The sequence below is a fragment of the Nitratireductor sp. StC3 genome (assembly GCF_003015025.1).
Taxonomy (GTDB): Bacteria; Pseudomonadota; Alphaproteobacteria; order Rhizobiales; family Rhizobiaceae; genus Mangrovimarina; species Mangrovimarina alexandrii.
In genome coordinates, this window is the sequence record NZ_PYBP01000003.1 from 240,604 (window position 1) to 263,691 (window position 23,088).

General features: G+C 65.5%; 20 protein-coding genes. 9 read left to right on the forward strand and 11 right to left on the reverse strand.

Going from position 1 to position 23,088, the window contains the following annotated elements:
- The 4 genes from C7T96_RS08300 to C7T96_RS08315 form a co-directional block, all read right to left on the reverse strand.
- On the reverse strand, positions 1 to 1,143 hold the full coding sequence (locus C7T96_RS08300) for an ABC transporter ATP-binding protein (RefSeq protein ID WP_106570738.1): 1,143 nt from the start codon (positions 1,141 to 1,143) through the stop codon (positions 1 to 3).
- A 60-nt stretch (positions 1,144 to 1,203) separates the two neighbouring features.
- Positions 1,204 to 2,298 carry a polyamine ABC transporter substrate-binding protein gene (locus C7T96_RS08305; RefSeq protein ID WP_106570739.1) on the reverse strand — a complete coding sequence of 365 codons (1,095 nt, stop codon included), beginning with the start codon at positions 2,296 to 2,298 and terminating at the stop codon, positions 1,204 to 1,206.
- A gap of 113 nt (positions 2,299 to 2,411) precedes the next feature.
- Complete coding sequence (locus tag C7T96_RS08310) at positions 2,412 to 3,722, reverse strand: glutamine synthetase family protein (protein WP_238719887.1); 1,311 nt, start codon at positions 3,720 to 3,722, stop codon at positions 2,412 to 2,414.
- Positions 3,723 to 4,002: 280 nt separating this feature from the next.
- Positions 4,003 to 4,287, reverse strand: a complete 285-nt coding sequence (locus C7T96_RS08315; RefSeq protein ID WP_106570740.1) for an acylphosphatase — start codon at positions 4,285 to 4,287, stop codon at positions 4,003 to 4,005.
- Positions 4,288 to 4,386: 99 nt separating this feature from the next.
- On the opposite strand from C7T96_RS08315, the gene C7T96_RS08320 reads away from it, so the two are divergent.
- The gene (locus tag C7T96_RS08320; protein WP_106570741.1) at positions 4,387 to 5,364 is read left to right on the forward strand and encodes an NADPH:quinone reductase; all 978 of its coding nucleotides are present in this window, start codon (positions 4,387 to 4,389) and stop codon (positions 5,362 to 5,364) included.
- Between the two features lie 15 nt (positions 5,365 to 5,379).
- Here the strand turns inward: C7T96_RS08320 and C7T96_RS08325 are convergent, their stop codons facing one another.
- Positions 5,380 to 5,787, reverse strand: a complete 408-nt coding sequence (locus C7T96_RS08325; protein WP_106570742.1) for a hypothetical protein — start codon at positions 5,785 to 5,787, stop codon at positions 5,380 to 5,382.
- Between the two features lie 221 nt (positions 5,788 to 6,008).
- Here C7T96_RS08325 and C7T96_RS08330 point away from each other — a divergent pair, with 221 nt between their 5' ends.
- On the forward strand, positions 6,009 to 6,950 hold the full coding sequence (locus tag C7T96_RS08330) for a LysR family transcriptional regulator (protein WP_106570950.1): 942 nt from the start codon (positions 6,009 to 6,011) through the stop codon (positions 6,948 to 6,950).
- A gap of 57 nt (positions 6,951 to 7,007) precedes the next feature.
- On the opposite strand, the gene C7T96_RS08335 is transcribed toward C7T96_RS08330, so the two are convergent.
- A complete protein-coding gene (locus C7T96_RS08335) occupies positions 7,008 to 8,456 on the reverse strand; it encodes an XRE family transcriptional regulator (RefSeq protein ID WP_106570743.1) in 1,449 nt (482 codons plus the stop codon).
- Between the two features lie 247 nt (positions 8,457 to 8,703).
- Between C7T96_RS08335 and aceA the strand changes: the two genes are divergently transcribed.
- The 6 genes from aceA (at position 8,704) to C7T96_RS08365 (ending at position 14,826) form a co-directional block, all read left to right on the forward strand.
- On the forward strand, positions 8,704 to 9,993 hold the full coding sequence (gene aceA / locus C7T96_RS08340; protein ID WP_106570744.1) for an isocitrate lyase: 1,290 nt from the start codon (positions 8,704 to 8,706) through the stop codon (positions 9,991 to 9,993).
- Between the two features lie 81 nt (positions 9,994 to 10,074).
- On the forward strand, positions 10,075 to 10,314 hold the full coding sequence (locus C7T96_RS08345; RefSeq protein WP_106570745.1) for a hypothetical protein: 240 nt from the start codon (positions 10,075 to 10,077) through the stop codon (positions 10,312 to 10,314).
- A 255-nt stretch (positions 10,315 to 10,569) separates the two neighbouring features.
- Positions 10,570 to 10,974, forward strand: a complete 405-nt coding sequence (locus C7T96_RS08350; RefSeq protein ID WP_106570746.1) for a response regulator — start codon at positions 10,570 to 10,572, stop codon at positions 10,972 to 10,974.
- A 78-nt stretch (positions 10,975 to 11,052) separates the two neighbouring features.
- A complete protein-coding gene (locus C7T96_RS08355; protein ID WP_106570747.1) occupies positions 11,053 to 12,486 on the forward strand; it encodes a glutamine synthetase family protein in 1,434 nt (477 codons plus the stop codon).
- Between the two features lie 126 nt (positions 12,487 to 12,612).
- A complete protein-coding gene (locus C7T96_RS08360) occupies positions 12,613 to 13,899 on the forward strand; it encodes an FAD-binding oxidoreductase (RefSeq protein WP_106570951.1) in 1,287 nt (428 codons plus the stop codon).
- A gap of 144 nt (positions 13,900 to 14,043) precedes the next feature.
- On the forward strand, positions 14,044 to 14,826 hold the full coding sequence (locus C7T96_RS08365; RefSeq protein ID WP_106570748.1) for a DUF2189 domain-containing protein: 783 nt from the start codon (positions 14,044 to 14,046) through the stop codon (positions 14,824 to 14,826).
- A gap of 48 nt (positions 14,827 to 14,874) precedes the next feature.
- Here the strand turns inward: C7T96_RS08365 and C7T96_RS08370 are convergent, their stop codons facing one another.
- Entirely contained in the window at positions 14,875 to 15,945 is a 1,071-nt protein-coding gene (locus tag C7T96_RS08370) for a hypothetical protein (protein ID WP_106570749.1), read from the reverse strand.
- Positions 15,946 to 16,177: 232 nt separating this feature from the next.
- On the opposite strand from C7T96_RS08370, the gene C7T96_RS08375 reads away from it, so the two are divergent.
- Positions 16,178 to 17,632 (forward strand): TrkH family potassium uptake protein, encoded by a 1,455-nt coding sequence (locus C7T96_RS08375; RefSeq protein WP_106570750.1) that lies wholly within the window; start codon positions 16,178 to 16,180, stop codon positions 17,630 to 17,632.
- A 32-nt stretch (positions 17,633 to 17,664) separates the two neighbouring features.
- Here the strand turns inward: C7T96_RS08375 and C7T96_RS08380 are convergent, their stop codons facing one another.
- The 4 genes from C7T96_RS08380 to C7T96_RS08395 form a co-directional block, all read right to left on the reverse strand.
- Positions 17,665 to 18,789 (reverse strand): beta-ketoacyl-ACP synthase III, encoded by a 1,125-nt coding sequence (locus tag C7T96_RS08380; protein ID WP_106570751.1) that lies wholly within the window; start codon positions 18,787 to 18,789, stop codon positions 17,665 to 17,667.
- A gap of 81 nt (positions 18,790 to 18,870) precedes the next feature.
- On the reverse strand, positions 18,871 to 20,640 hold the full coding sequence (locus C7T96_RS08385) for an SLC13 family permease (protein WP_106570752.1): 1,770 nt from the start codon (positions 20,638 to 20,640) through the stop codon (positions 18,871 to 18,873).
- A gap of 78 nt (positions 20,641 to 20,718) precedes the next feature.
- Positions 20,719 to 21,468: an SDR family oxidoreductase gene (locus tag C7T96_RS08390; RefSeq protein WP_106570753.1), complete on the reverse strand. Its 750-nt coding sequence runs from the start codon at positions 21,466 to 21,468 to the stop codon at positions 20,719 to 20,721.
- 74 nt (positions 21,469 to 21,542) lie between these two features.
- Positions 21,543 to 23,018: an aldehyde dehydrogenase family protein gene (locus C7T96_RS08395; RefSeq protein WP_106570754.1), complete on the reverse strand. Its 1,476-nt coding sequence runs from the start codon at positions 23,016 to 23,018 to the stop codon at positions 21,543 to 21,545.
- Positions 23,019 to 23,088 lie beyond the last annotated feature (70 nt).

Genomic DNA, 23,088 nt, shown 5'->3' on the forward strand with positions numbered 1-23,088 from the left:
CTAGCGCGTCAGTACCACACCGGCATCGGGCCTGAAGGATATCCACGCCCGGTCGTGCCAGGTCAGCAGTTCCTGCGAAACGCGGGCGCTGTTCATGGTGCTCGCCTTGACGATGCGGCCGTCGTCGAGCCGGATGTGAAAGATGGTCATATCGCCGAGATAGGCGATGTCGTAGATCTCGCCCTCGGCCGCGTTGCTGTCGGTCTTGTCCGGCTTGGCCGCGCTCACCTTGATCTTTTCCGGCCGGATGGCGAACCAGACCCGGTTGCCGGGCGCCGCGTCCCCGGCATCCTCGGCCAGGATCGTCAGCCCCTGGCCGTCCTCGATCCGCGCGACGCCGTTTTCGCGTCCCTTCAGCTCGCCCTCGATCAGATTCACCGTGCCGACGAAATCGGCCACGAAGCGCGAACCGGGCGCCTCGTAGATCTCGGCCGGCGTGGCCACCTGCACCACCTCGCCCTTGTCGAGAATGGCGATGCGGTCGGCCATGGTCATCGCCTCCTCCTGGTCGTGGGTGACGACGATGAAGGTCAGGCCGAGATCGTACTGCAGGTCGACCAGCTCGAACTGCGTCTCCTCGCGCAGTTTCTTGTCGAGCGCGCCCAGCGGCTCGTCGAGCAGCAGAACCTTGGGGCGCTTGGCCACCGAGCGCGCCAGCGCCACGCGCTGACGCTGGCCGCCCGAGAGCTGGTGCGGCTTGCGTTTGGCGAACTGTTCGAGCTTGACCAGCTTGAGCATCTCGCCGACCCGTTTTTCGATATCGGCTTTCGCCATGCCGTCCTGCTTGAGGCCGAAAGCGATGTTCTGCTCCACGCTCATATGGGGAAACAGCGCATAGGACTGGAACATCATGTTGACCGGCCGGCGATAGGGCGGAATGCCGGCAAGGTCCTGTCCGTCGAGCAGGATGCGCCCGGAGGTCGGCGCCTCGAACCCGGCCAGCATGCGCAACAGGGTCGACTTGCCGCAGCCGGAAGCCCCCAGAAGCGCAAAGAACTCGCGCTCGTAAATGTCGAGCGAAAGCGAGTCGACGGCGGTGAAGTCGCCGAATTTCTTGGTGATGTTGTCGAACGAGATATAGGGCTTGGCCGAGGCGTCGGCCCAGGGCGCGAAACTTCTGCGTATGCTGCCGAGTGACTTCATGATGCCCCCGCCGGACCAGGCCCTGCGGCCCCGGTGCCCGGCACCGGGGCCGTGAGCGGATTATTGTCCGGTGACGACCCGCGTCCACAGGCGGGTGATGCGCCGCTGTTCCTTCGAATCGTAAGGCATGGTCGTGTAGAGATTGGCCAGCGTCTCCTCGTCGGGATAGACCGCCGGATCGCCGATCACGTCCTCCTCCAGCAGCTCCTGCGAAGCCTTGTTGCCGTTGGCGTAGTAGACATAGTTCGACGCCTTGGCGATCACTTCGGGACGCATGATGTAGTTGAGGAACTCATGCGCTTCCTCGCTGTTGCTGGCGTCGGCCGGGATCGCCATCTGATCGAACCACATCTGCGCGCCCTGTTTGGGGATCGCGTAGTCGACGACCACGCCCTGGTCGGCCTCCGCGGCGCGGTCGCGCGCCTGGAAAACATCGCCCGACCAGCCGATCGCCATGCAGATATCGCCGTTGGCGAGCGCGTTGATATATTCGGAGGAGTGGAATTTGCGGATGCTCGGGCGGATCGACAGAAGCAGCTCCTCCGCCTTGGCCAGGTCGTCGGCGTCGGTGCTGGTCGGCTCCAGACCGAGATATTTCAGCGCCGCCGGCACCATCTCGGCGGGCGCGTCGAGCATGTGGACCCCACATTCGGCGAGTTTGCCGATCATCTCGGGCTTGAACACCACGTCCCAGCTGTCGATGCGCTCGATGCCGAGCGTGTCCTGCACCTTCTTGACATTGTAGCCGATGCCGGTGGTGCCCCACATGTAATTGATCGAATAGGCATTGTCGGGATCGTATTTTTGCGTCCTGTCCGCGATCATGTCCCACATATTGGACAGGTTCGGCAGCTTCGACTTGTCCAGCTTCTGGAACACGCCGGCCTGGATCTGCCGGGCCAGGAACGTGCCCGTCGGCACCACCACGTCGTAGCCGGTTCCGCCGGCGAGCAGCTTCGTCTCCAGGATCTCGTTGGAATCGAACACGTCGTAGACGACCTTGATGCCGGTTTCCTTGGTGAAGTCCTCCAGGATCGATTCGTCGATATAATCGGACCAGTTATAGACATTCACGGTCCGCTCCTGGGCGGCCGCGCCGAAGGACAGGATGGCCGCAAGCGAGGTGGCGGCGAGCAACGCGATGCTGCGTGACATGAAAACGTCTCCTCTGTCTGATCCCCTGCCGGCCCCTGGTTTTTTTCGAGCCGGATTTTCTCAAAGCCTATTGGCGAAATTTCACCGCGACAAGCGGGAAATTCCGCTGTCGATCAAAGATAGGTTGTACGTTCCAACGGTGTGATCTCGCCCCAGAAGGCGATAATTTCGGCACGCTTGAGATCCTTGTAGACCTTGGACAGGAGCGGGCCGAGGGCGCGGTCGACAAAGGCGCTTTTTTCCATCAGCTGCAGGGCGTCGTCCATGTCGTCGGGCAAAAACAACCCGTCGTCGTCATAGGCGTTGCCTTCCACCGGCGGCGGCGGCACGAGACCGCCCTCGATGCCCTCGATCATGCCCTGGATCAGGGCGGCCAGCACCAGATAGGGATTGGCGTCCGCACCGGCGATGCGGTGCTCCACCCGGCGATTGTCCTCGTTGGAAACGGGAATGCGCAGCGCCACCGAGCGGTTGTTCTCCGCCCAGACCGCCCGCGTCGGCGCATAGGAGCCCGGCGTGATGCGGCGGAACCCGTTCCAGGTGTTGATGAACAAGAGCAGCGATTCCGGCATCGTCTTCAGCAGGCCGGCGACCGACGATTCAAGCCGCGCCCGGCCGCCCTCGCCGCCAAAGATGTTGTGGCCGTCGCGGTCGAGCATCGAGGCGTGCACATGCATGCCGTTGCCGGCATATTCCAGGAAGGGTTTGGCCATGAACGTGGCGGTGAGCCCGTGGGCGCGCGCGCAGCCAATCACGATGCGGCGCAACAAGATCACGTCGTCGGCCGCCTTCAGCGGGTCGGCGCGATGTTTGAGATTGACCTCGAACTGGCCGGGTGCGGCCTCCTTGATGATCGTGTCGATCGGCAGGTCCATTTCCTGCGCGGCGTCGCGGATCATGTCGAACAGGTCGGCGTGCTCGGCCAGGTCGTCGAGCCCGTACATCCGCAGCCGGTCCGGTCCGGCGGTCGCTCCCACCGGCGCCGGCATGCCGTCGTCCCAGTCCGTATCGGGATCGAGCAGATAGAATTCGAGCTCGAAGGCGACGACAGGGAAAAATCCCTTCTCGTTGACCTCGGCGATCTTCTTCTTCAGCACCTGGCGCGGATCGGCCAGGAAGGGCTCGCCCTCCGGCGTGAAGGTCTGCAACAGCACCTGCGCGGTCTTGCGCTTGGCCCAGGGCACGATCGACAGCGTGCCGCGCGTGGCCCGGCAATAGCCGTCCTTGTCGCCGGTCTCGATATGCAGCCCGGTCTCGTTGACCTCGCGCCCCCAAACGTCGAGCCCGTGCAGCGACATGGGAAAGTTGACCCCGCCGAGATAGGCCTTCTTCAACGCATCGCCGGGCGCCCATTTGCCCCGCATGACGCCGTTGGGATCGACCAGCAGGAACTCGACCGCCTCCAGATCGGGATGCTTTTCCACGAAAGCGCGATATTCGGCTTCGTGTTCGGCCGAGGCAAAGCCTTCGCCGTCATCGACGGCGCTGGAGGCGGAGCGGGGTTCTGCGGCCGTGATGGCCTGGGCTGGCGCTGCTTTGGAACCGGCGGGGGCCGTACCGGATGCGGAAAAGGGCAAGACTGGCCTGTGTGGCTGTTGCTAGTCGCCTAAGCTGCCAGCGCGACTGCGAATTTGTCAATCGCGTTTGCGCCGATCCGCAACCGCCGCGCCGGCGCCAAACGCGGATCGCCCGCGCATGCGCGCGTCAGCCCAAAATCGCAAACCCCTCGTCCATGCCGCCGGGATCGGCATTCTCGACCGCAACGCGCGCCACCGACGCATGGCGCGGGCCCTGCCGCAGTCGCGCCAGCATCGCCTCGACACGCGTCGGCGCGCCGGCGATCAGCGCGGTGACCGAGCCGTCGGCCTCGTTGCGCACCCAGCCGGACAGGCCGAGCGCCTCGGCCTCGGACCGGGTCCAGGCGCGATAGCCCACACCCTGCACCCGCCCTGTTATCCGCGCCACCACGGCCTTGTGCTTGTCGTTCATGGCGCCCTCTTGTGCTTCGCCGCCGAAGTGTGGAGGCTGTTCGCCGCCGAAACAAGCGTAGGCAGCCAAAGCAGGCAGGGACAGGTTCGGAGAAATGCGGTGAAAGCGGTCTGGTACGAGAAAAACGGCACGGCACGCGACGTGCTGGTCGTCGGCGAGATGGAGACGCCGAAACCCGGTCCCGGCGAGGTTCTGGTGCGGCTCGCCGCGTCCGGCGTCAACCCGTCCGACGTCAAGAGCCGGGCCGGACGGCCGCTGATCGCCCCGCGCATCGTTCCCCATTCAGACGGCGCCGGCGTGATCGAGGCCGTCGGCCAGGGCGTTGCGCAAAGCCGTCTGGGCGAACGCGTGTGGGTCTGGAACGGACAATGGAAACGCCCATTCGGCACCGCGGCCGAGTTCATCGCCGTGCCCGACAGGCAGGCGGTAGCCCTGCCCGACGCGGTCGACTTTCCCGCCGGCGCCTGTCTCGGCATTCCCGCGCTCACGGCCCTACGCGCCGTCGACCTCAACGGCGATGTCGCCGGCCGGACGCTGCTGGTCACCGGCGCGGCCAACGCCGTCGGCCATTACGCCGTGCAGATCGCCAAACGCCGCGGCGCCCGTGTCATCGGCACCGCCTCCGCTGCCCGCCGCGATCATGCGCTCGATGCCGGCGCCGACGCGGTGATCGACTATCGCGCAGAAGACGTCGCGGCGCGGGTGCAGGAGCTGACGGATGGAAGGGGCGCCGACGGCATCGTCGACATGGATCTGTCGGCGACGGCCGCCCTGCTGCCGCACGGCGTGTTGGCCGCCCACGGCAAGCTTGTCTGCTATGGGTCCAACATCGCCGCCGAAATCCCGGTTTCGTTTCCCGCCATGCTCTGGAACAGTCTGACGCTGCAGGTGTTCGTCGTCTACGAACTGCCGCCCGAGGTCAGGAGGGACGCGATCGGCGAATTGACCCGCTTGCTGGCGGCCGGCGAATTGCGCCACGCGATCGGCGCGACCTTCGCGCTGGAGGAAACCGTCCGCGCGCACGAGGCGGTCGAAAGCGGTGACACTGTCGGCAATGTGATCCTGTCGGTCGGATGAGCGTTCGGCTCGCGGCTACTCCGCCGCGACCGGCATGTCCGCGCTGCCGCTTTGGGCCTGCCGATTGCCGATCACCAACCAGCCGAAAAACAGCATGTCGGCCAAAACGACGATCGACGAAACCGCCGCGATCGGTTCGCCGATCGGGCTCTCGTTCATGATCAGTGTGATTCCGCCGACCATGACCGCCGTCGCTCCGATCCAGATGCCAACCTGCAACAAAGCCGCGCGGCTGCGGTCGAGCGCCGGATGGAGCCGATAGAACACCCCGATCAGAAACAGCGACACCCAGCCCAGCAGGTTGAGATGAGCGTGAGCCGGCATGGTCGTATGGTCGTGGGTCATCGCCATGTAGATGCCCCAGCCAATACCGAGGACGCCCATCAGCACGGCGGCGGGAAAACTCACGGAAGATGCGGTCATGGTTCAATCCTGTGGTTTAAAAGCGGGTTTCATCGGCGCGTGCATGCTCGGGGCGTGCCGCAGGCAACCACCGCGTGTTGCACGGCGGCAAACCGCTCTGTACCGTTTCTCGATTATCGGCCGCGCCGTTCCTTGCCTGCGCCCCATAGGTGTATAACAAACGATAACCCTTGCTGGCCGCCGGCGGGAAATTGAATGTTGATATGGGGTGCATCACGATTATGAATTTTGCATCCTTCGACCTCAATCTCCTGCGCGTCTACGATGCGTTGATGCGCGAGCGCAGCGCCACCCGCGCCGGCCAGGCGATCGGCCTGAGCCAACCCGCCGTCAGCAACGCACTCGCCCGTTTGCGCCATGCGCTCAAGGACGAGCTGTTCGTGCGCCGGGGCAATGACATGGTCCCCACCCCGTTCGCCGAAACGCTGGCCGACGCGGTGCGCGACGCTCTGGCGCAGATCGAGCAGGCGCTTGCCGGCGACGCGTCTTTCGACCCGTCCAAGGCCGAGCGGCTTTTCACGCTCTATGGCGCCGATTTCTTTTCCTCGCTAACGATGCCACCGCTGTTTGCCCGGATCGCGGCGCGCGCGCCCGGCATTGCGCTGCGGCTTTTGGACAGCGCGACCGGCGAAGTCGAGCGGCTGCTGCGCGACAACGCCATCGACGCGGCGCTGGAACGGCGCATGGCGATGCCGGACTGGGTGTCGAGCCGGCCGGTGCTGTTGTCGAGTTTCGTCGCCGTGGCCGCGCGCGATCATGCCGAGATCGGCAGGGCCGGCGTCAAGCCGGGCGACATGTTGCCGTTGGCGCTTTTTTGCCGATTGCCGCACGCGCTGCGCTCCGTCGACGGGACGATGTCGGGCATGGTGGACGACGCGCTGGCCGAGATCGGCGCCAGCCGGCGCGTGATGCTGGCCCTGCCGCATTTTCACAGCGTCGCCGTCGCGGTTGCCCGCAGCGACCTGATCGCCGCCCTGCCGCGCCAGATGGCCGCGGCGATCGCCGATCACCTGGATCTTGCGCTCCACCCCCTGCCGGTCGACGTCCCCGCCCAGGAACTGCGCCTTTACTGGCATCGGCGACACGACCGGCACCCGGCCCATTGCTGGCTGCATGAGCAGATCGTGGATATCGTCGGCACGATATCCGAACAGCCGGCCTGATCGCGCCCGCACTGGCCGGCACGCGACCCGTAACGGCGTCGCGGACCCGGCCGGTCCTCAACGGAAATCGAACGCCGAAAGCCCCGTCACCATCTCGTCGAGCCCGAGCGGACGCGTCACCGGCGGTTCGGCGCGCGCCAGGCATCCGCTACGCTCGCACAGCCGACATGCCGGCCCGACCGGGATGGCCGCGACATCGCCGGGTTTGCCCGCGCTTGCGGGCGCGGCCGCCGGCAATGCCGCCGAATAGACGATCTCCTCGCGAAAGCCGATATCGCAGCCGAGCAGCAGCGCCGTGCGGCGCGGACGTTCGTTGAACGCGCCCTGCGGGCCTTCCAGCGTGCGCGCGATCGTCAGGAACTCCGCCCCGTCGGGCATCTCGACCGCTTCGACCAGGATACGCCCCGGCTGCTCGAAGGCGGCGTGAACCGGCAGTTTCGGACAGCCGCCGCCGAAGCGGCTTTGCGGAAAACCCTGCGCGCCCGCCTTGCGGAAGCGATGGCCGGCATTGTCGACCTCCAGCATGAAGAACGGCACGCCGGCAGCACCCGGCCGCTGCAGCATGGTCAACCGGTTCGCCGCCTGCTCGAAGGAAACCCCGAAGCGCGATTTCAGCACGTCGATGTCGTAGCGTGCGCGCACCGCCGCCGACTGGAACGCGGCATAGGGCATCATCACCGCATGCGCGGCGTAGCGCCCGAGCTCGAAACGGGCCAGCCGCCTTGCCTCGTCGCCGGACAGTTTCAGCGCCTCGATTTCCGCGCCGATCGCAACGCTCATGCGCATCGCGCAGGCCTCGACCGCGATTTCGCGCAATTGGTCGAAAGGCGACAGGCGCTCGGAAATGAACAGCCGCTGCGAGTGACGGTCGTAGCGCCGGCGCCAATTGGGCATGGTCGCCACCGGCAGCACGCGCACGCCGATGCCGTGCTCGCGCTTGAGCCATCCTTTCAGCGCACCGGCAAGATCGTCGCCGGCGTCGAGCACGGCCAGAAACGCCTCCGCCTCCTCCTCGATCCGCAAGAAATGGTTCGCCCGGCGCTCGAAGACCTCGTGAACCTCGTCGATCGGCAGCCGCGCGGCCGACAGCGCGGTCGCGTGTCCCTCGCGCGCCAGCAGCTCGGACAGGTCCGAAAGCCGGCCGGCCTGCTCGCGGTAGGCCCGGTAGAGCTTGACGACGGCGGCCGACACGTTCGGCGCCGCCTCGGCGATCTCCACCAGCTCCTGCTCGCCGGGCAGTTCGTCCGACAACAGCGGATCGGCGAACACCTCGCGCAGCGCCGCGATCGAACCGCCGGCGCCGGCCTGCAGCTCTTCCGGCTCGACCTTGTAGACCGAGGCCAGCTTGAGGATCAGTTGGACGGTCAGCGGGCGCTGATTGCGCTCGATCAGATTGAGATAGGACGGCGAGATGCCGAGCCCGCTCGCCATCGCCGTCTGGGTCAGGCCCTTGGCGTTGCGGATACGCCGGATACGCGGGCCGGCAAAGATTTTTTGTTCCGCCATGCGATGCCTTTTGTAATGATTTTACAGACCCGACACGGTCATACGCCGCAAACGGATTTTACATTTTTTACAATTTTACGAGGCCGCTCTGTCAAACGCAAGACAGGTTTTCCCGATTTTTGGCCGATAAATCAATGAATTTCTGGCGCCTTTTGCGCTGCAATGTAAAGGAAGTCACATGCGAAAGCGGACGCGACCTCCCAAAACCGCTTTCAATACAACGCCAAATGCCGGCAGGAGATTTGTCATGACTGATTTTTACAACCTCGTCCCCTCCGCCCCCGAAGGCCGCTATGACGGCATCGAGCGGCCCTATTCGCCCGAAGACGTCAAGAAGCTGCGCGGTTCGGTTCAAATCCGCCACTCGCTGGCCGAGATGGGCGCCAACCGGCTGTGGAAGCTCATCCACGAGGACGATTTCGTCAACGCGCTCGGCGCGCTGTCCGGCAACCAGGCCATGCAGATGGTGCGCGCCGGGCTGAAGGCGATCTACCTGTCCGGCTGGCAGGTTGCCGCCGACGCCAACACGGCCTCGGCCATGTATCCCGACCAGTCGCTCTATCCGGCCAATGCCGGCCCGGAACTCGCCAAGCGCATCAACAAGACCCTGCAGCGCGCCGACCAGATCGAGACGGCGGAGGGCAAAGGCCTTTCGGTGGATACCTGGTTCGCGCCGATCGTCGCCGACGCCGAGGCCGGTTTCGGCGGGCCGCTCAATGCCTTCGAGTTGATGAAGGCCTATATCGAGGCCGGCGCGGCCGGCGTTCACTACGAGGACCAGCTTGCCTCGGAAAAGAAATGCGGCCATCTCGGCGGCAAGGTCCTGATCCCGACCGCGGCCCATATCCGCAACCTGAACGCGGCACGCCTGGCCGCCGACGTGATGGGCGTGCCGACCCTGGTGATCGCGCGCACCGACGCCGAGGCCGCCACGCTGTTGACCTCGGACATCGACGAGCGCGACCGGCCTTTCGTGAATTACGACGAGGGCCGCACGATCGAAGGGTTCTACAAGGTCAAGAACGGGCTGGAGCCGTGCATTGCGCGCGCCGTCGCCTACGCGCCTTATACCGACCTGATCTGGTGCGAGACCTCCAAGCCCGACCTGGACCAGGCCAAGCGCTTCGCCGAGGGCGTACGCAAGCACCATCCCGACAAGCTGCTGGCCTATAATTGCTCGCCGTCCTTCAACTGGAAGAAGAACCTGGACGAGGCCACGATCGCGAAATTCCAGCGCGAGCTGGGCGCGATGGGCTACAAGTTCCAGTTCATCACCCTGGCAGGCTTCCATCAGCTCAATTTCGGCATGTACGAGCTCGCCCGCGGCTACAAGGACCGCCAGATGGCCGCCTATTCCGAGCTGCAGGATGCCGAGTTCGCCGCCGAGGCGAACGGCTACACCGCCACCAAGCACCAGCGCGAGGTCGGCACCGGCTATTTCGACGCGGTATCGATGGCCATCACCGGCGGCCAGTCGTCTACGACGGCGATGAAGGACTCGACCGAACAGGCGCAGTTCAAGCCGGCCGCCGAATAGGCCGCAACGACAAGGCTTGCGGGGCCCGCGCCCCGCAAGCCCCAACGGCAAACGAGGCCAGGATACAAAAGGAGTGTGCAGATGGCCCCGAGAACACGTGTCAAGGAACGCGCCGAGGAACAGGCTTCCAGCATGAACACAGACCAGCAGGCGGCGATCCGCATGGTGGCCAACGATCTCCACCGCCTGAACCAGTCGGTGATGAAGGCCGTCGAGGCCGGCGTTTCGGTGGAGCTCGTCCGCTCCGCGCGCCATCATGGCGGCGCCGGCAATTGGGGCGATTTGCTGATTCCGGTGATCGTGACCCAGGGACAGGGCTGAGCCCCTCGCGGTCAGGCCCGCACCCGGCCGGACCGCATCGAAACCAACCAAGCCGCGCGTCCGATGGCGCGCGGCTTCGCCGTTTTGGCGGTTCCGGTTAAAAATACCGCGACCATCAAGAAAAGCCTTGCCTACCGGCACACAGTTTCCTTATGAAGCTGGCGATCGAAAATACAACCCTACATTGAATTTACCTCCGTTCCGCCGGCGGTGACGCGAATGCGCTCGGACGACTGAAAAGACGGAAGTGGCAGCATGGCAGGCAGTGCGAACAAGACCCCGGCGGTCCTGGTAATCGGAAGATCGACGATCAACGGCGTCGTCGTCTCCAGGATTGTGGAACGGGCCGGGCTGAAGGCACGAACCGCACCGCCGGAACTGGCCGCCCACGCCCTGGAAACCGACCTGCCCTCGATCGTCATTCTCGATTTGCCGGCCGACGACCCGGCGGGCGGCGCCCTGTTCGAGCGGCTTGCCGCGCAGCGTGCGGCCCATGCCCGCGCGCTGCCGGCCGTCATCGTGCTGTCGGCCACGACCGACCCCGCCCAGGCCCCGAACGGCGCTGCCGTCGTCGACATCGTGGTGGCCCGCCCGATCACCGTCGACCGGCTCCAGCCGGCGATCGAGGCGGTGCGGGCGCGCAATGGCGACTATAGCTGACTGCGCCGAGCCGGGGCCCTTCCCTAGCGGCCCGCCCGGCGTCTATAGTCGCCCCGTTCAAGCAATAATTGGTGATCGATGCCCCCCCAAAAAAAGGACGTCCGGGCAGCGGGGCGCGCGAGCAAGAAGCGCCCTCCCGCCTTTCTGAAGAATCTCCGCGGCGTAAAGAACTGGAAAGAGGCCGGCGCCTGGCTGGACTGGCGCGACATCGAGGACATCGAGTGCATCACGCCCGATCAGGCCGGCGTGGCCCGTGGCAAGATGATGCCGTCGAGCAAGTTCACCTCCAACACCTCGCTGGCCCTGCCGTCGGCTGTCTTCATGACCACGATTTCGGGCGGCTATCCACAGGATGGCGGCGACTTCACCTACCCGGCCGATGACGGCGATCTCAAACTGTTGCCGGACCTGTCGACGCTTTCGGCGGTGCCGTGGGAATCGGATCCCACCGCCCAGGTGATCTGCGATCTCGTCCATCAGGACGGCCGCTCGGTCGAATTCACGCCGCGCAACCTGCTCAAACGTGTGGTCAAGGCTTATGGCGAGCGTGGCCTGCGCCCGGTTGTGGCGCCCGAGATCGAGTTCTACCTTGTTCACAAGAACCCCGATCCCGACTATCCGCTGACCCCGCCGGTGGGGCGTTCGGGCCGACCGATCGGCGGCGGCCAGGGTTATTCGATCGCCGGTGTCAACGAATTCGACGAGCTGATCGACGATATCTACCATTTTTCCGAGATGCAGGGCCTGGAGATCGACACGCTGATCCACGAGGAAGGCGCCGGCCAGCTCGAAATCAACCTGCGCCACGGCGATCCGGTCGAGCTTGCCGACCAGGTGTTCTTGTTCAAGCGCACCATCCGCGAGGCGGCTCTCAAGCATGACACCTACGCGACCTTCATGGCCAAGCCGATCCAGGGGCAGCCGGGATCGGCCATGCACATCCATCAGTCGGTCGTCGACCTGTCCAGCGGTCGCAACATCTTCTCCGACGAGAATGGCGAGGAGACGGAGGCGTTCCGCCATTTCGTCGGCGGGATGCAGCGCCACATGCCCAGCGCGCTGGTGATGATGGCACCTTATGTCAATTCCTACCGGCGGCTGACCAAGGCGGCCTCGGCCCCCGTCAACACGGACTGGGGCTACGACAACCGCACCACCGCTTTCCGCATTCCGCGCTCCGACCCTTCGGCGCGCCGGGTGGAAAACCGCATTCCCTCCTCCGACGCCAATCCCTATCTGGCGCTCGCCGGCTCGCTCGCCTGCGGTCTGATCGGCATCGCCGAGCGGATCGAGCCCGAGGCGCCGGTCGGCAAGGCCGCCAACGAGGAGGAGATCGACCTGCCGCGCGGCCTGCTCGAGGCGGTTGGCCTGCTTGAGGCCGACGACGCCTTGCGGACCATGCTCGGGGCGTCCTTCATTTCCACCTACGGCGCGATCAAGAAAGCCGAATTCGAGACCTTCATGGAGGTGATCAGCCCGTGGGAGCGTGAATATCTGCTTTTAAACGTGTAGTCGCCGTGTGAGCCGTGACGATGAAAGGCGCAAAGAAAGGATGAGGGCACGATGTCGCACGGGACCGCGCCCAAAAGACCGCCCGCCGCGCGGCGGCCGCGCGTCCGCTCGCCCGAAGGTGCATCGATGAACGACCCCTCACCCATCGCGCCCGGCTCGTCCTGGTACGAGGCGACCGTCGGCGAACGGCCGCGCTACGCCCCGCTTGCGGGCGACTGCCGGGCCGACGTGGCCATTGTCGGCGGCGGTTTTACCGGGCTTTCGGCCGCCGCGCATCTGGCACAGGCCGGCGTCGACGTCGTCCTGATCGAGGCGCACCGCTTCGGCGACGGCGCCTCGGGGCGCAATGGCGGCCAACTCGGCACCGGCCAGCGCGCCTGGGCCGAGGAGCTGGAAGCCGAGCTCGGCCTGTCGCGGGCCAAGGCGCTGTTCGATCTCGCCGAGGAGGCCAAGGCGCATCTGCTCGACTTCGCCGCCACACACGCAATCGACATCGACTACCGGCCGGGGCAGCTCTCCGTCGCCCACAAGAAGCGCTATGTCGACGACTACCGCGCCCATGCAGACCTGATGGCCGCGCGGTTCGGCTACGAGCATCTGACCTATATGGACGCCGACGAAACCGCCCGGCGGGTTGGCTCGACACGCTATTTCGGCGGCGTGCGCGATACCGGAACCGGCCATATCCACCCGCTGAAGCTCGTCGTCGGCACCGCGCGCGTCGCCAGCCGGGCCGGCGCGCGCCTGCATGAACACACACGGGCCACCGGCATCCGGACGGCCGGCGGCAAGGTCACCATCAGCACCGACACCGGCACCGTCAGCGCCGACAAATGCCTGATCGCCGTCAACGCCTATGGCGGCGATCTCGAGCCGGTCAGCGCCGCCCATGTCATGCCCATCGGCTCCTTCATCGGCGCCACGCCCCCCCTCGGCAACGACAGCCCGGTGATACCGGGCGGCGAGGCGATCGACGATTCGCGTTTCGTGGTGCGTTATTTCCGTCGCTCCGCCGACGGGCGGCTTCTGTTTGGAGGCCGGGAAGTCTATTCCACCGACGATCCCAAGGATATCGGCGCGCAGATCCGCCGCCAGATCGCCGAGGTCTACCCCGCCCTGCGCGATGTCGAGATCACCCATGCCTGGGGCGGATTTGTCGGCATCACCATGCCGCGCAAGCCGTTCGTGCGCGAGGTGATGCCGAACGTGATCGCGGCGGGCGGTTATTCGGGTCACGGGGTGATGTTGTCCAATTTCACCGGCAAGCTCTATGCCGAGACGGTTGCCGGCAATCGCGACCGGCTGAGACTGCTCGAGGAATTGAAGGTACCGCCCTTCCCGGGCGGGCGGCGCATGCGCGCGCCGCTGTTGTTCCTGGCGCTGAACTGGTACGCGCTGCGCGACCGCATCTGAGGCCGGCGACACGAAAGCGCCGACCGGCTTGATCCTGGTCAAAGCCGGTTGCCGGCCTCTTCGTCATAAGCGACAGTGGGAGAGAAGAAGCTGGCGCGCCGGGCGGTGCGGGCCTGGGCGACAGGGGCTTTTCGGGAGGAGACGATGGCCAGTCCGAACGATGGCGCGAAGCCGGCAATGCCCGTGGTGGCGGCGATCACCGGTGCGGATATTCGCGCGGCAATGATGCAGGGGCTGAACGATTTCGCGCGCGCGCCGCTGTTCGGGCTTTTCTTCGGCGGTGTGTTCGCGCTCGGCGGCATGGTCATCGTACTCGGCCTGACGATCTGGCGCGTGCCGTGGATGATCTATCCCTTCGCCATCGGCTTTCCGCTGATCGGACCGTTCGCCGCCGTCGGTCTTTACGAGGTCAGCCGCCGGCTCGAGGCCGGCCAGCCGCTCGACTGGAAGGCGATCCTGGCGGTGGTCTGGCACCAGCGCACCCGCGAATTGTCATGGATGGCGTTCGTGATGCTGTTCGTGTTCTGGATCTGGATGTATCAGATCCGCCTCTTGGTCGCGCTCGTCCTGGGACGAATGTCGTTCGCCACGCTGGAGCGGTTCCTCGACGTGGTCTTCACCACGCCGCAAGGCTGGACCTTCCTGGCGGTCGGCCATGTGGTCGGCGCGGTTCTGGCGATGGTGCTGTTTTCGATCACCGTCATCTCGATCCCGCTACTGCTGGAGCGCGAACTCGATTTCGTCACCGCAATGATCACCAGCGTCAAGACGGTGCTGGCAAGCCCGGTGACGATGATCGTCTGGGGCGTCACCGTGACCGTGCTGGTGCTTTTGTCCTGCGTGCCGTTCTTCCTCGGCCTGTTCGTCACGCTGCCCGTGCTCGGCCACGCAACCTGGCATCTGTACCGGCGCGCGGTCGTGGCCTGAGCCGAACCGGCGGCGCCGCACCACCGCCGATTCCGGGAGCGTTTGGTCCTATGCCAGCCCGCGCGACGTCGCCAGCAGCCGGCCGCTGATCCAGATCAGATAGGCCAGCATCAACAGCGAGATCAAAAACTCGCGAACCTCCGACAATTCGTGCCCCTCGCTCATCCGCCCGCCGAAAACCAGAAACACGGCCTGCGAAGCGATCATCGTCACCGCCCACAGCCCCGCGAAGGCGCGCGCGCCGGGCGTTCCGCGGCTGCGGTCAAAAGCGCAGTCGACAAGCAGGATCACGCCGAGCGCGAAGGCGACCTGCATCGGCACCACGTTCCAATACTCGTAAAACAGGCCCGAAATCGGCGCCGCGATCAGCACGAACCCTGCTGGCGGGACGAAAAACGCGAAAGGCTTCAACCACCGCCCCGGCACCTTCGGCCATGCATAGGGCAGAACAAAAAACAGCACCAACGCCGACAGATAATAGGCCGTCTCGAAGCGATACGTGTAGAAATTGTGCAGGTTGGTTTCGTTCTGGATGTTTCCGGCAAAGGTGTCGGGCGTCTGCCAGCCGATCAAATGCTGGCCCCAGGACATCTCCTCGCCAAGGATCAGAAAGGTCACCAGCGCCATGGCGGCAAACACCAGCGGCGCGGGAACGATGCCGATCCGTGCCGCAGCCACCGTGCGCGAACGCACCGCCGCAAACAGCGCCAGCCCGATCGCGATGGCCAAAAACAGTTCGGAAATGGTCTGCACCACGGCCCCGTCCGTCACCAGCGGATAAAGCCTCTGCGGGATAAGCACGACTCCGGCCATCGTCGCCGCCACGGTCACAAGGCTCACCCACGCAAACAGCTTTCCAACCCGCGTGCTGGTACAATCAGTCAGGAAGGGGCGCGTCTGATGCCGGGCCGGTCTGAGCGCCAGATAGATCAGAAAGGCGGCGATCGCCGAACCGCCAAAGCGCATCCAGCCGACGGTCGAGAAGTCGGGCGGAAACTTTTCCAGAAACCGATACCCCTGCCCTAGCGTGCCGAGGCGGATCACCATGATCGCGGCGGCCAGACCAATGAGAAGCCCGGTCGCACGCACGAAATGCGGCTGCCGAATTATCGCGATCATGACCGTCCCCCTGTACGCCGACTATTCAAGCGATTGCCGACATATCTAATACAAGCGCCGCCTCTGGCGGGAAAATTGTTAAGATATCGTTAACCGACAAACGGCCGGACCGGACACCGCCGGCCCGGCTCTCGTCGCGGATGCAATCTTGCCGCTGCCCGCATAAGCCAATAACGTGGCCTGCCGCCGCGGGAGGAAGGCCGGCCAGAGCGAGGCATCCGAAAGACCCCTGATGTCGGAAACGCAGCTTCGGTTCTCCGCCTTTTTGGCGGCGGTGTTCGCGCTCTATTTCGCCGCGGCGATGCTCGTGCCGGCGGCCGTCGACTATTTCCTCGACAATCCCGACTGGCGGGTCTTCGTCTCCTCGGCGCTGCTTGTCGGCGCGCCGGCAGCCGCCTGCGCACTGGCCACCCGGGCGAGCCCTCCCAGCGTCAACGCCCGGTTCGGCTTCCTTCTGGTCAATCTGTTGTGGGTCACCTCGGCGCTCATCGGCGCCATCCCCTTCATGCTCGCCTCGATCCGTCTCGACTTGACCGATGCCGTGTTCGAATCCGTATCCGCGTTGACGACGACGGGATCGACCGTGATTTCGGGCCTCGACGCGCTGCCGCCGGGGCTGCTTTTGTGGCGCTCGCTGCTGCAATGGATGGGCGGGCTCGGCGTGGTGGCCTTGGGGCTGTTCGTATTGCCGTTTCTGCGCATAGGCGGCCTGTCGTTTTTCCGCATCGAATCCTCCGATACCGCGGACCGGCCCTTTGCGCGGTTTTCGACCTTCACCCTGGCCCTGGTCGGCATCTACAGCGTGCTCACGCTGCTATGCGCGCTCTCTTATGCCGCGGCCGGCATGACCGGCTTCGACGCCGTCAATCACGCCATGACGACGCTGGCGACGGGCGGGTTTTCGACCCATGATGCCTCGCTCGGCTATTACGGCGACAACGGCGCCGTGATCTGGGTGGGAACGGTCTTCATGTTCGTCGCCGGCCTGCCGTTCTCGATCCTGATGCTGCTCGTCCTGCGCGGGCGTCTGGAGGCGCTGGGCGACCGCCAGATCTACGTCTATGTCGGGTTTTGCGTGATCTTCACCCTGGCGGTCGCGGTCTATCTTCGGCTTCACTCCGACTATACGCCCTTCGAGGCGTTGACCCATTCCGCCTTCAATTTCGTCTCGCTGATCACCACCACCGGCTTTGCCAGCGCCGACTATTCGCTGTGGGGCGCCTTTCCCGTCGCGTGTGCGTTCCTGGCCACGATCCTTGGCGGTTGCTCCGGCTCCACCGCCGGCGGCATCAAGGCCTACCGTTTCCTGATCCTGTTCGAAACCGTGCGCGCCGGCCTGAGGCACCTCGTCTACCCGAGCAGCGTCGCGACCGTTCGCTACGGCGACCGGCGCATCGATACCGACATGCAAGACACCGCCGTGTTGTTCATCTGCGCCTTCGTGGTGACCTGGGCCATAACCCTTATCCTGCTCGCCGCAACGGGGCTGGATTTCATGACCGCCGCCACCGGCGCCCTCACCGCCCTGACCAATGTCGGACCGGGCCTGGGCGAGATTGTCGGCCCCGCCGGCAATTTCTCCCCGCTTCCCGGCGCGGCGAAATGGGTTCTCGACGCCGCCATGATCCTCGGCCGGCTGGAAATACTCGCGGTGCTGGTGCTGCTTTCGCCGGCATTCTGGTCGTAGCGGCGTCTGACGCCCGGTTCGCGTCGGCTGCTCTATAGCCGCCGGACGATCACGCTGCCGGCCGAATAGCCCGCACCGAAGGAGCAGATCACGCCGAGACTGCCCGACGGCAGGTCGTCCGAATAGTGCGAAAAGGCGATGATCGAGCCGGCCGAGGAGGTGTTGGCATAATCCTGCAGCACGTTGGGCTGCTCGGTCCGGCTCGGCGTCCGCCCGAGCACCTTTTCGCCGATCAAATCGTTCATGTTCTTGTTGGCTTGGTGGAGCCAAAGCCGCGCCAAGTCAGCCGGCTCCACGCCCTCGTCGGCCAAGTGCCCGCGCATCAGGTCGACCACGACCGGCACCACCTGTTTGAAAACCTTCCGGCCCTCCTGGTAAAACTGCATGTCGCGTCGGTCTTCCATGTGGCCGACGCGGGTCCGGCGCAGAAAACCGTTATTGTTGCGGATCGTATTGGAATAGAGCGTCAGGCACCGCGTCGACAACACCTCCCAGGCATTGCCCGAGGCCAGGTCGTCGGCTCGCTCCACCACCACCGCCGTGCATACGTCGCCGAAGATGAAATGACAGTCGCGGTCGCGCCATTCGTGATGGCCGGACGTGATTTCGGGATTGACCATCAAAATCGCCCGCGCCGTGCCGCAACGGATCATGTCCGCGGCGGCCTGGATGCCGAACGTCGCCGAGGAACAGGCAACGTTCATGTCGAAGGCGAACCCCTCGATGCCGAGTGCCTGCTGGACCTCGATGGCGACCGCCGGGTAGGCGCGCTCGTGGTTCGAGGCCGCGCAGATCACCGCGTCGATGTCGGCAGCGTTTCGTCCCGCGCGCGCAAGCGCCTTTTTTGCCGCGGCGACGGCGATCTCCGCCATCATCGACAATTCGTCATCGGCCCGTTCGGGAAAGATCGGGTGCATGACCTGCGGGTCGAGCACGCCGGTCTTGTCGATCACGTGGCGACGCTCGATGCCCGACGCCTTGACGATGAACGCCTCGCTCGACATCGGTTTGGGCTCGATCTCGCCCGCCTCGATCGCTGCGCCGTTGGCCTGGTTCCAGCCTGTCGCATACGCATTGTAGGAGGCGACGAGCTCGGCATTGGTGATGACCTGATCCGGCGTGAAGATGCCGGTGCCGCTGATGGCGACCTTGTGCATGATTTTCCCGACCCCACGTTTTTTTTCGAGGATCGGGCCGGGTTCGCCTGCGGTCAAGCCAAAAGGCGCCCCGGCCCGTGCCTAAAGCGGCCAGAAGAACAGGATCGCCGGGACGGCGACCACGATGATCAGGATTTCCAGCGGCAGGCCCATGCGCCAGTAATCGCCGAAATGATAGCCGCCCGGCCCCATGATGATGGTGTTGTTCTTGTGACCGATCGGGGTCAGGAAGGCACACGAGGCCGCGACCGCCACGCCCATCAGGAACGGATCGGGCGACACGCCGAGCGAGTTGGCGATGCCGACGGCGATCGGCGCCGCGATCAGCGCGGTGGCGACATTGTTGAGGAAGTCGGACAGGGTCATGGTGACGACCATCAGCACGGCGAGAATGCCCCAGGCCGGCAGGAACGAGGTCTGGGCGACGATCGCGTTGGCGATCAGTTCGGTGCCGCCCGATTCCTCCAGCGCCAGCCCGAGCGGGATCAGCGAGCCGAGCAGCACGATGACCGGCCACTCGACCGTTTCGTAGACCTCGCGCGCGTTGACGATGTTGAACAAAGCATAAAGCGCCACCGCGGCCGCGAGCGCGATCGGCAGGCTGATCAGCCCGATCACCGAGGCGGCGATCGCGGCTGCAAAGATCCCGATCGCCAGCAGCGCCTTGCTGCGCTGGATCACCGCGTGGCTGCGGTCGGCCAGCGCCATGGCACCCATCCACTCGACCGCGTCGGCGACCCGGTTTTCCGGTCCGAGCAGCAGCAGCACATCGCCGGCCTGGATGGTGAGATTGCGCACCCGTTCGCGAAAACGGGTGCCCTGGCGCGACACGCCGATCAAGGTCACGCCGCGCCTGGCCAGAAGCCGCATGTCGAGCCCGGTGCGGCCGACGGCGCGCGCGCCCTGCGGCACGATCACCTCGCTCAGCGTCATCGACCGGCCGATCAGCCCCTCCTCCTTGGGTTTGACGGCGATGTCGAGCTTGGCCGCGCCGGTGAAGGCTTCGATCGATTTCGGGTCGCCCTCGACCACCAGTCGATCGCTCTTGCGGATTTCCTCGCCCATGGCGAAACCCGGCAGACGCTTGCCACGGCGCACGAGGCCGAGAATGGCGACATCGAGCTCGTCGGCCTTTTCGACCAGATCGCGCGGCGTTTGCCCGACCCATTCGGATCCCTCGGGAAATCCGGCCTCGGCGACGAACAGCCCGCTTTCCGTTTCGCCCGCCTTTTGCGGCGCGATGCGCTGCGGGATCAGCCGCCAGCCGATACCGGCCACGAAGGCGATGCCGGCAATGGCGCACACCAGGCCGACCGGGGAAAAGTCGAACATGGAAAACGGCTCGCCCAGCGCCCGGTCGCGAAACTGCGCGATCACGATATTGGGCGGCGTTCCGATCATCGTGACCATGCCGCCGAGGATCGTGGCGAAAGACAACGGCATCAGCGACAGCGACACCGAGCGGCCCGCCTTCTTCGCCGTTTCCATGTCGAGCGTCATCAAGATGACCAGCGCCGCGACATTGTTGATGATCGCCGACAGCGCGGCGCCGGCCACCGACATCACCCCGATATGGCTGGAGAGCGAACGCCCGGCATCGACGACATATTGCGCGATCAGCTCGACCGCGCCGGAATTCATCATCGCGCGCGAGGCGATCAGCACCAGGGCGATGATGACGACGGCCTCGTGGCCGAAACCGGCAAACGCGTGCTCGGCCGGGATGGCGCCGCCGGCAACGCCGATGATCAGCGCCGCGAAGGCGACCAGATCGTAGCGGATACGGCCCCACACCAGAAAGGCGAACACGCCGCCCAGCAGGCAGAAGATGAAAATCTGTTGCCCGGTCATGAAATCGCTGTGCTCCTGCCGTTGGGGCCTTGCTGAAACGTTTCGGGAAAGGTCCGGTTCCGCGCGCGGGGCACGCGATCAGATGCAGCGGCCGCCATCGACCTCGAGCGCGACACCGGTGATGAAGGCGGCCTCGTCGGAGGCCAGCCACAGGGCGGCGTTGGCGATGTCGAGCGGTGTCGAAAGCCGCCCGAGCGGGATCGAGGCGCGGAACTGCGCGCGCTTTTCGGGCGTATCCTCGCCCATGAACTGGGCCAGCATGCCGGTTTCGCCGGCCACCGGGCACAGGCAGTTGACGCGGATGTTTTTCGGCGCGAGCTCGACGGCCATCGATTTCGTCGCCGTCACCGCCCAGCCCTTGGAGGCGTTGTACCATGTCAGTCCCGGGCGCGGCCTGAGCCCCGCCGTCGAGGCCGTGGTGATGATGGAGCCGCCGCCCTGCTCTTCCATGATCGGCACGACGGCCCGCGCGGCGAAATAGATCGCCTTCATGTTCACCGCCGCGATCAAGTCGAACGTCGCCTCGTCGACATCCAGCATGCTCTGATTGGTGTGGGTGAAGCCGGCATTGTTGACCACGATGTCGATACGGCCATGGGCATCCATCGCCGCGGCCACCATGGCGTCGATGTCGGATTTCAGCGACACGTCGACCGTCACCGGCAGCGCCGCCTGGCCGATCTCCCCGGCCACGCGCTCCGCGCCCTTGGCGTTGAGGTCGGCCACGACCACCTGCGCGCCCTCCTCGGCAAAGCGTTTGGCCATGCCTTCGCCGAAGCCGGACGCCGCGCCGGTGATCACCGCAACCTTATCTTTCAGACGTGCCATTGCCGTTCCTAACTTGCGTCCCTTGCCGTGTCGCGGGCGATGCCGCCCCGCTTAGCGCGGCATTTATCCCATCCTTAGCCGTGATTGAACACAACCGTCTTGGTGGCGCTCATGTCGTAAAGCGCTTCAAAGCCCTTTTCACGGCCATGGCCCGATTTCTTGAAACCGCCGAACGGCAGCTCGATGCCGCCGCCCGCGCCATACCCGTTGACGAACACCTGGCCGGCCCGCACCCGCTTGGCGACCCGATGCTGGCGCGCGCCGTCGCGGGTCCATATGCCGGCGACCAGGCCGTAATCGGTGCCGTTGGCAAGCCGCACCGCGTCGGCCTCGTCCTCGAACGGCATCACCGCCAGCACCGGCCCGAACACTTCCTCGCGCGCGATCGCGTGGTCCGGGTCCGCCGAACCGAACAGAACCGGTGCGAAATAATAGCCGCCAGACGGCGCATCGGCATGGACGGAGCCGCGGGCCAGAATAGGCACACCCGCCTCCTCGGCCGCCGCCACCAGGCCGGCGACGCGTTCCTTCTGGCGCGGGTTGATCAACGCGCCGAGGTCGAGATCGGCATCGTGCGGGCCGGCCGTCAGCTTGGAAAAGCGCTCCGCCAGGGCGCGCGACACGGCCTCGTAGACCGGGCGTTGCACCAGGACCCGGCTGCCGGCGGAGCAGGTCTGGCCGCCGTTCTGGATGATGGCGTTGACGAGCACCGGCAGCGCGGCCTCCAGATCGGCGTCGTCGAACACGATTTGCGGCGACTTGCCGCCGAGCTCCATCGTCACGCCGCGATTGTTGACTGCCGCGGCCTGCTGGATCGCGGTTCCCGTCAAGGTCGAGCCGGTGAAGGTGACGTAGTCGACCAGCGGATGGCCTGACAGCGCGGCTCCCGCATCGTGCCCGTAGCCGGTAACCACGTTGAAGACGCCATCGGGCACGCCGGCTTCATGCGCGAGTTCGGCGATGCGGATCGCCGTCAGCGACGCGTCCTCGGCCGGCTTGACGACCAGCGTGTTGCCCATGGCGAGCGCCGCGCCGGCCACGCGGGCCAGGATCTGCAGCGGATAGTTCCAGGGAATGATGCCGGCAACCACGCCATGCGGCTCGCGCAGGGTGAGCGCGGTATACCCGTCAAGGAACGGGATCGTGTCGCCATGCACCTTGTCGGCCGCGCCGCCGTAGAATTCGTAATAGCGCATCGTCGCCGTCACATCGGCCTTGCCCTGGCGCACCGGTTTGCCCGTATCGCGCGATTCCAGCGCGGCCAGTTCTTCGCCGTTTTGCTCGACCAGGCGGAAAAGCCGTGTCAGGCAGCGTCCGCGCTCCACCGCCGGCATCCGGCTCCACGGTCCGTCGTGGAAGGCGCGATGGGCAGCGCGCACGGCCAAGTCGACATCCTCCTTGCCGCTTTCGGGGATCGAGGCGAACACCTTGCCGTCGGACGGCGACACGACCTCGATGCGCCTGCCCGACGCGGCCTCGTGCGATCTGCCGTCGATGAAGTTCGCGAAGGCCAGGCCTTCGGCGACGCTGCGCGAGAAATGCGTGTTCATCGGCTCGGCTCCCTCTTTGCGGCGCGCGCGCTTTGTGATGCACTGGCTCGCATGCGCCGTCGCCCGAAGG

Excerpts from the sequence above, each read along its gene's own strand:
- C7T96_RS08300 (WP_106570738.1), bottom strand. The coding sequence starts at position 1,143 with ATGAAGTCACTCGGCAGCATACGCAGAAGTTTCGCGCCCTGGGCCGAC.
- C7T96_RS08305 (WP_106570739.1), bottom strand. The coding sequence starts at position 2,298 with ATGTCACGCAGCATCGCGTTGCTCGCCGCCACCTCGCTTGCGGCCATC.
- C7T96_RS08315 (WP_106570740.1), bottom strand. The coding sequence starts at position 4,287 with ATGAACGACAAGCACAAGGCCGTGGTGGCGCGGATAACAGGGCGGGTG.
- C7T96_RS08325 (WP_106570742.1), bottom strand. The coding sequence starts at position 5,787 with ATGACCGCATCTTCCGTGAGTTTTCCCGCCGCCGTGCTGATGGGCGTC.
- C7T96_RS08330 (WP_106570950.1), top strand. The coding sequence starts at position 6,009 with ATGAATTTTGCATCCTTCGACCTCAATCTCCTGCGCGTCTACGATGCG.
- C7T96_RS08335 (WP_106570743.1), bottom strand. The coding sequence starts at position 8,456 with ATGGCGGAACAAAAAATCTTTGCCGGCCCGCGTATCCGGCGTATCCGC.
- aceA (WP_106570744.1), top strand. The coding sequence starts at position 8,704 with ATGACTGATTTTTACAACCTCGTCCCCTCCGCCCCCGAAGGCCGCTAT.
- C7T96_RS08345 (WP_106570745.1), top strand. The coding sequence starts at position 10,075 with ATGGCCCCGAGAACACGTGTCAAGGAACGCGCCGAGGAACAGGCTTCC.
- C7T96_RS08350 (WP_106570746.1), top strand. The coding sequence starts at position 10,570 with ATGGCAGGCAGTGCGAACAAGACCCCGGCGGTCCTGGTAATCGGAAGA.
- C7T96_RS08355 (WP_106570747.1), top strand. The coding sequence starts at position 11,053 with ATGCCCCCCCAAAAAAAGGACGTCCGGGCAGCGGGGCGCGCGAGCAAG.
- C7T96_RS08360 (WP_106570951.1), top strand. The coding sequence starts at position 12,613 with ATGAACGACCCCTCACCCATCGCGCCCGGCTCGTCCTGGTACGAGGCG.
- C7T96_RS08365 (WP_106570748.1), top strand. The coding sequence starts at position 14,044 with ATGGCCAGTCCGAACGATGGCGCGAAGCCGGCAATGCCCGTGGTGGCG.
- C7T96_RS08370 (WP_106570749.1), bottom strand. The coding sequence starts at position 15,945 with ATGATCGCGATAATTCGGCAGCCGCATTTCGTGCGTGCGACCGGGCTT.
- C7T96_RS08375 (WP_106570750.1), top strand. The coding sequence starts at position 16,178 with ATGTCGGAAACGCAGCTTCGGTTCTCCGCCTTTTTGGCGGCGGTGTTC.
- C7T96_RS08380 (WP_106570751.1), bottom strand. The coding sequence starts at position 18,789 with ATGCACAAGGTCGCCATCAGCGGCACCGGCATCTTCACGCCGGATCAG.
- C7T96_RS08385 (WP_106570752.1), bottom strand. The coding sequence starts at position 20,640 with ATGACCGGGCAACAGATTTTCATCTTCTGCCTGCTGGGCGGCGTGTTC.
- C7T96_RS08390 (WP_106570753.1), bottom strand. The coding sequence starts at position 21,468 with ATGGCACGTCTGAAAGATAAGGTTGCGGTGATCACCGGCGCGGCGTCC.
- C7T96_RS08395 (WP_106570754.1), bottom strand. The coding sequence starts at position 23,018 with ATGAACACGCATTTCTCGCGCAGCGTCGCCGAAGGCCTGGCCTTCGCG.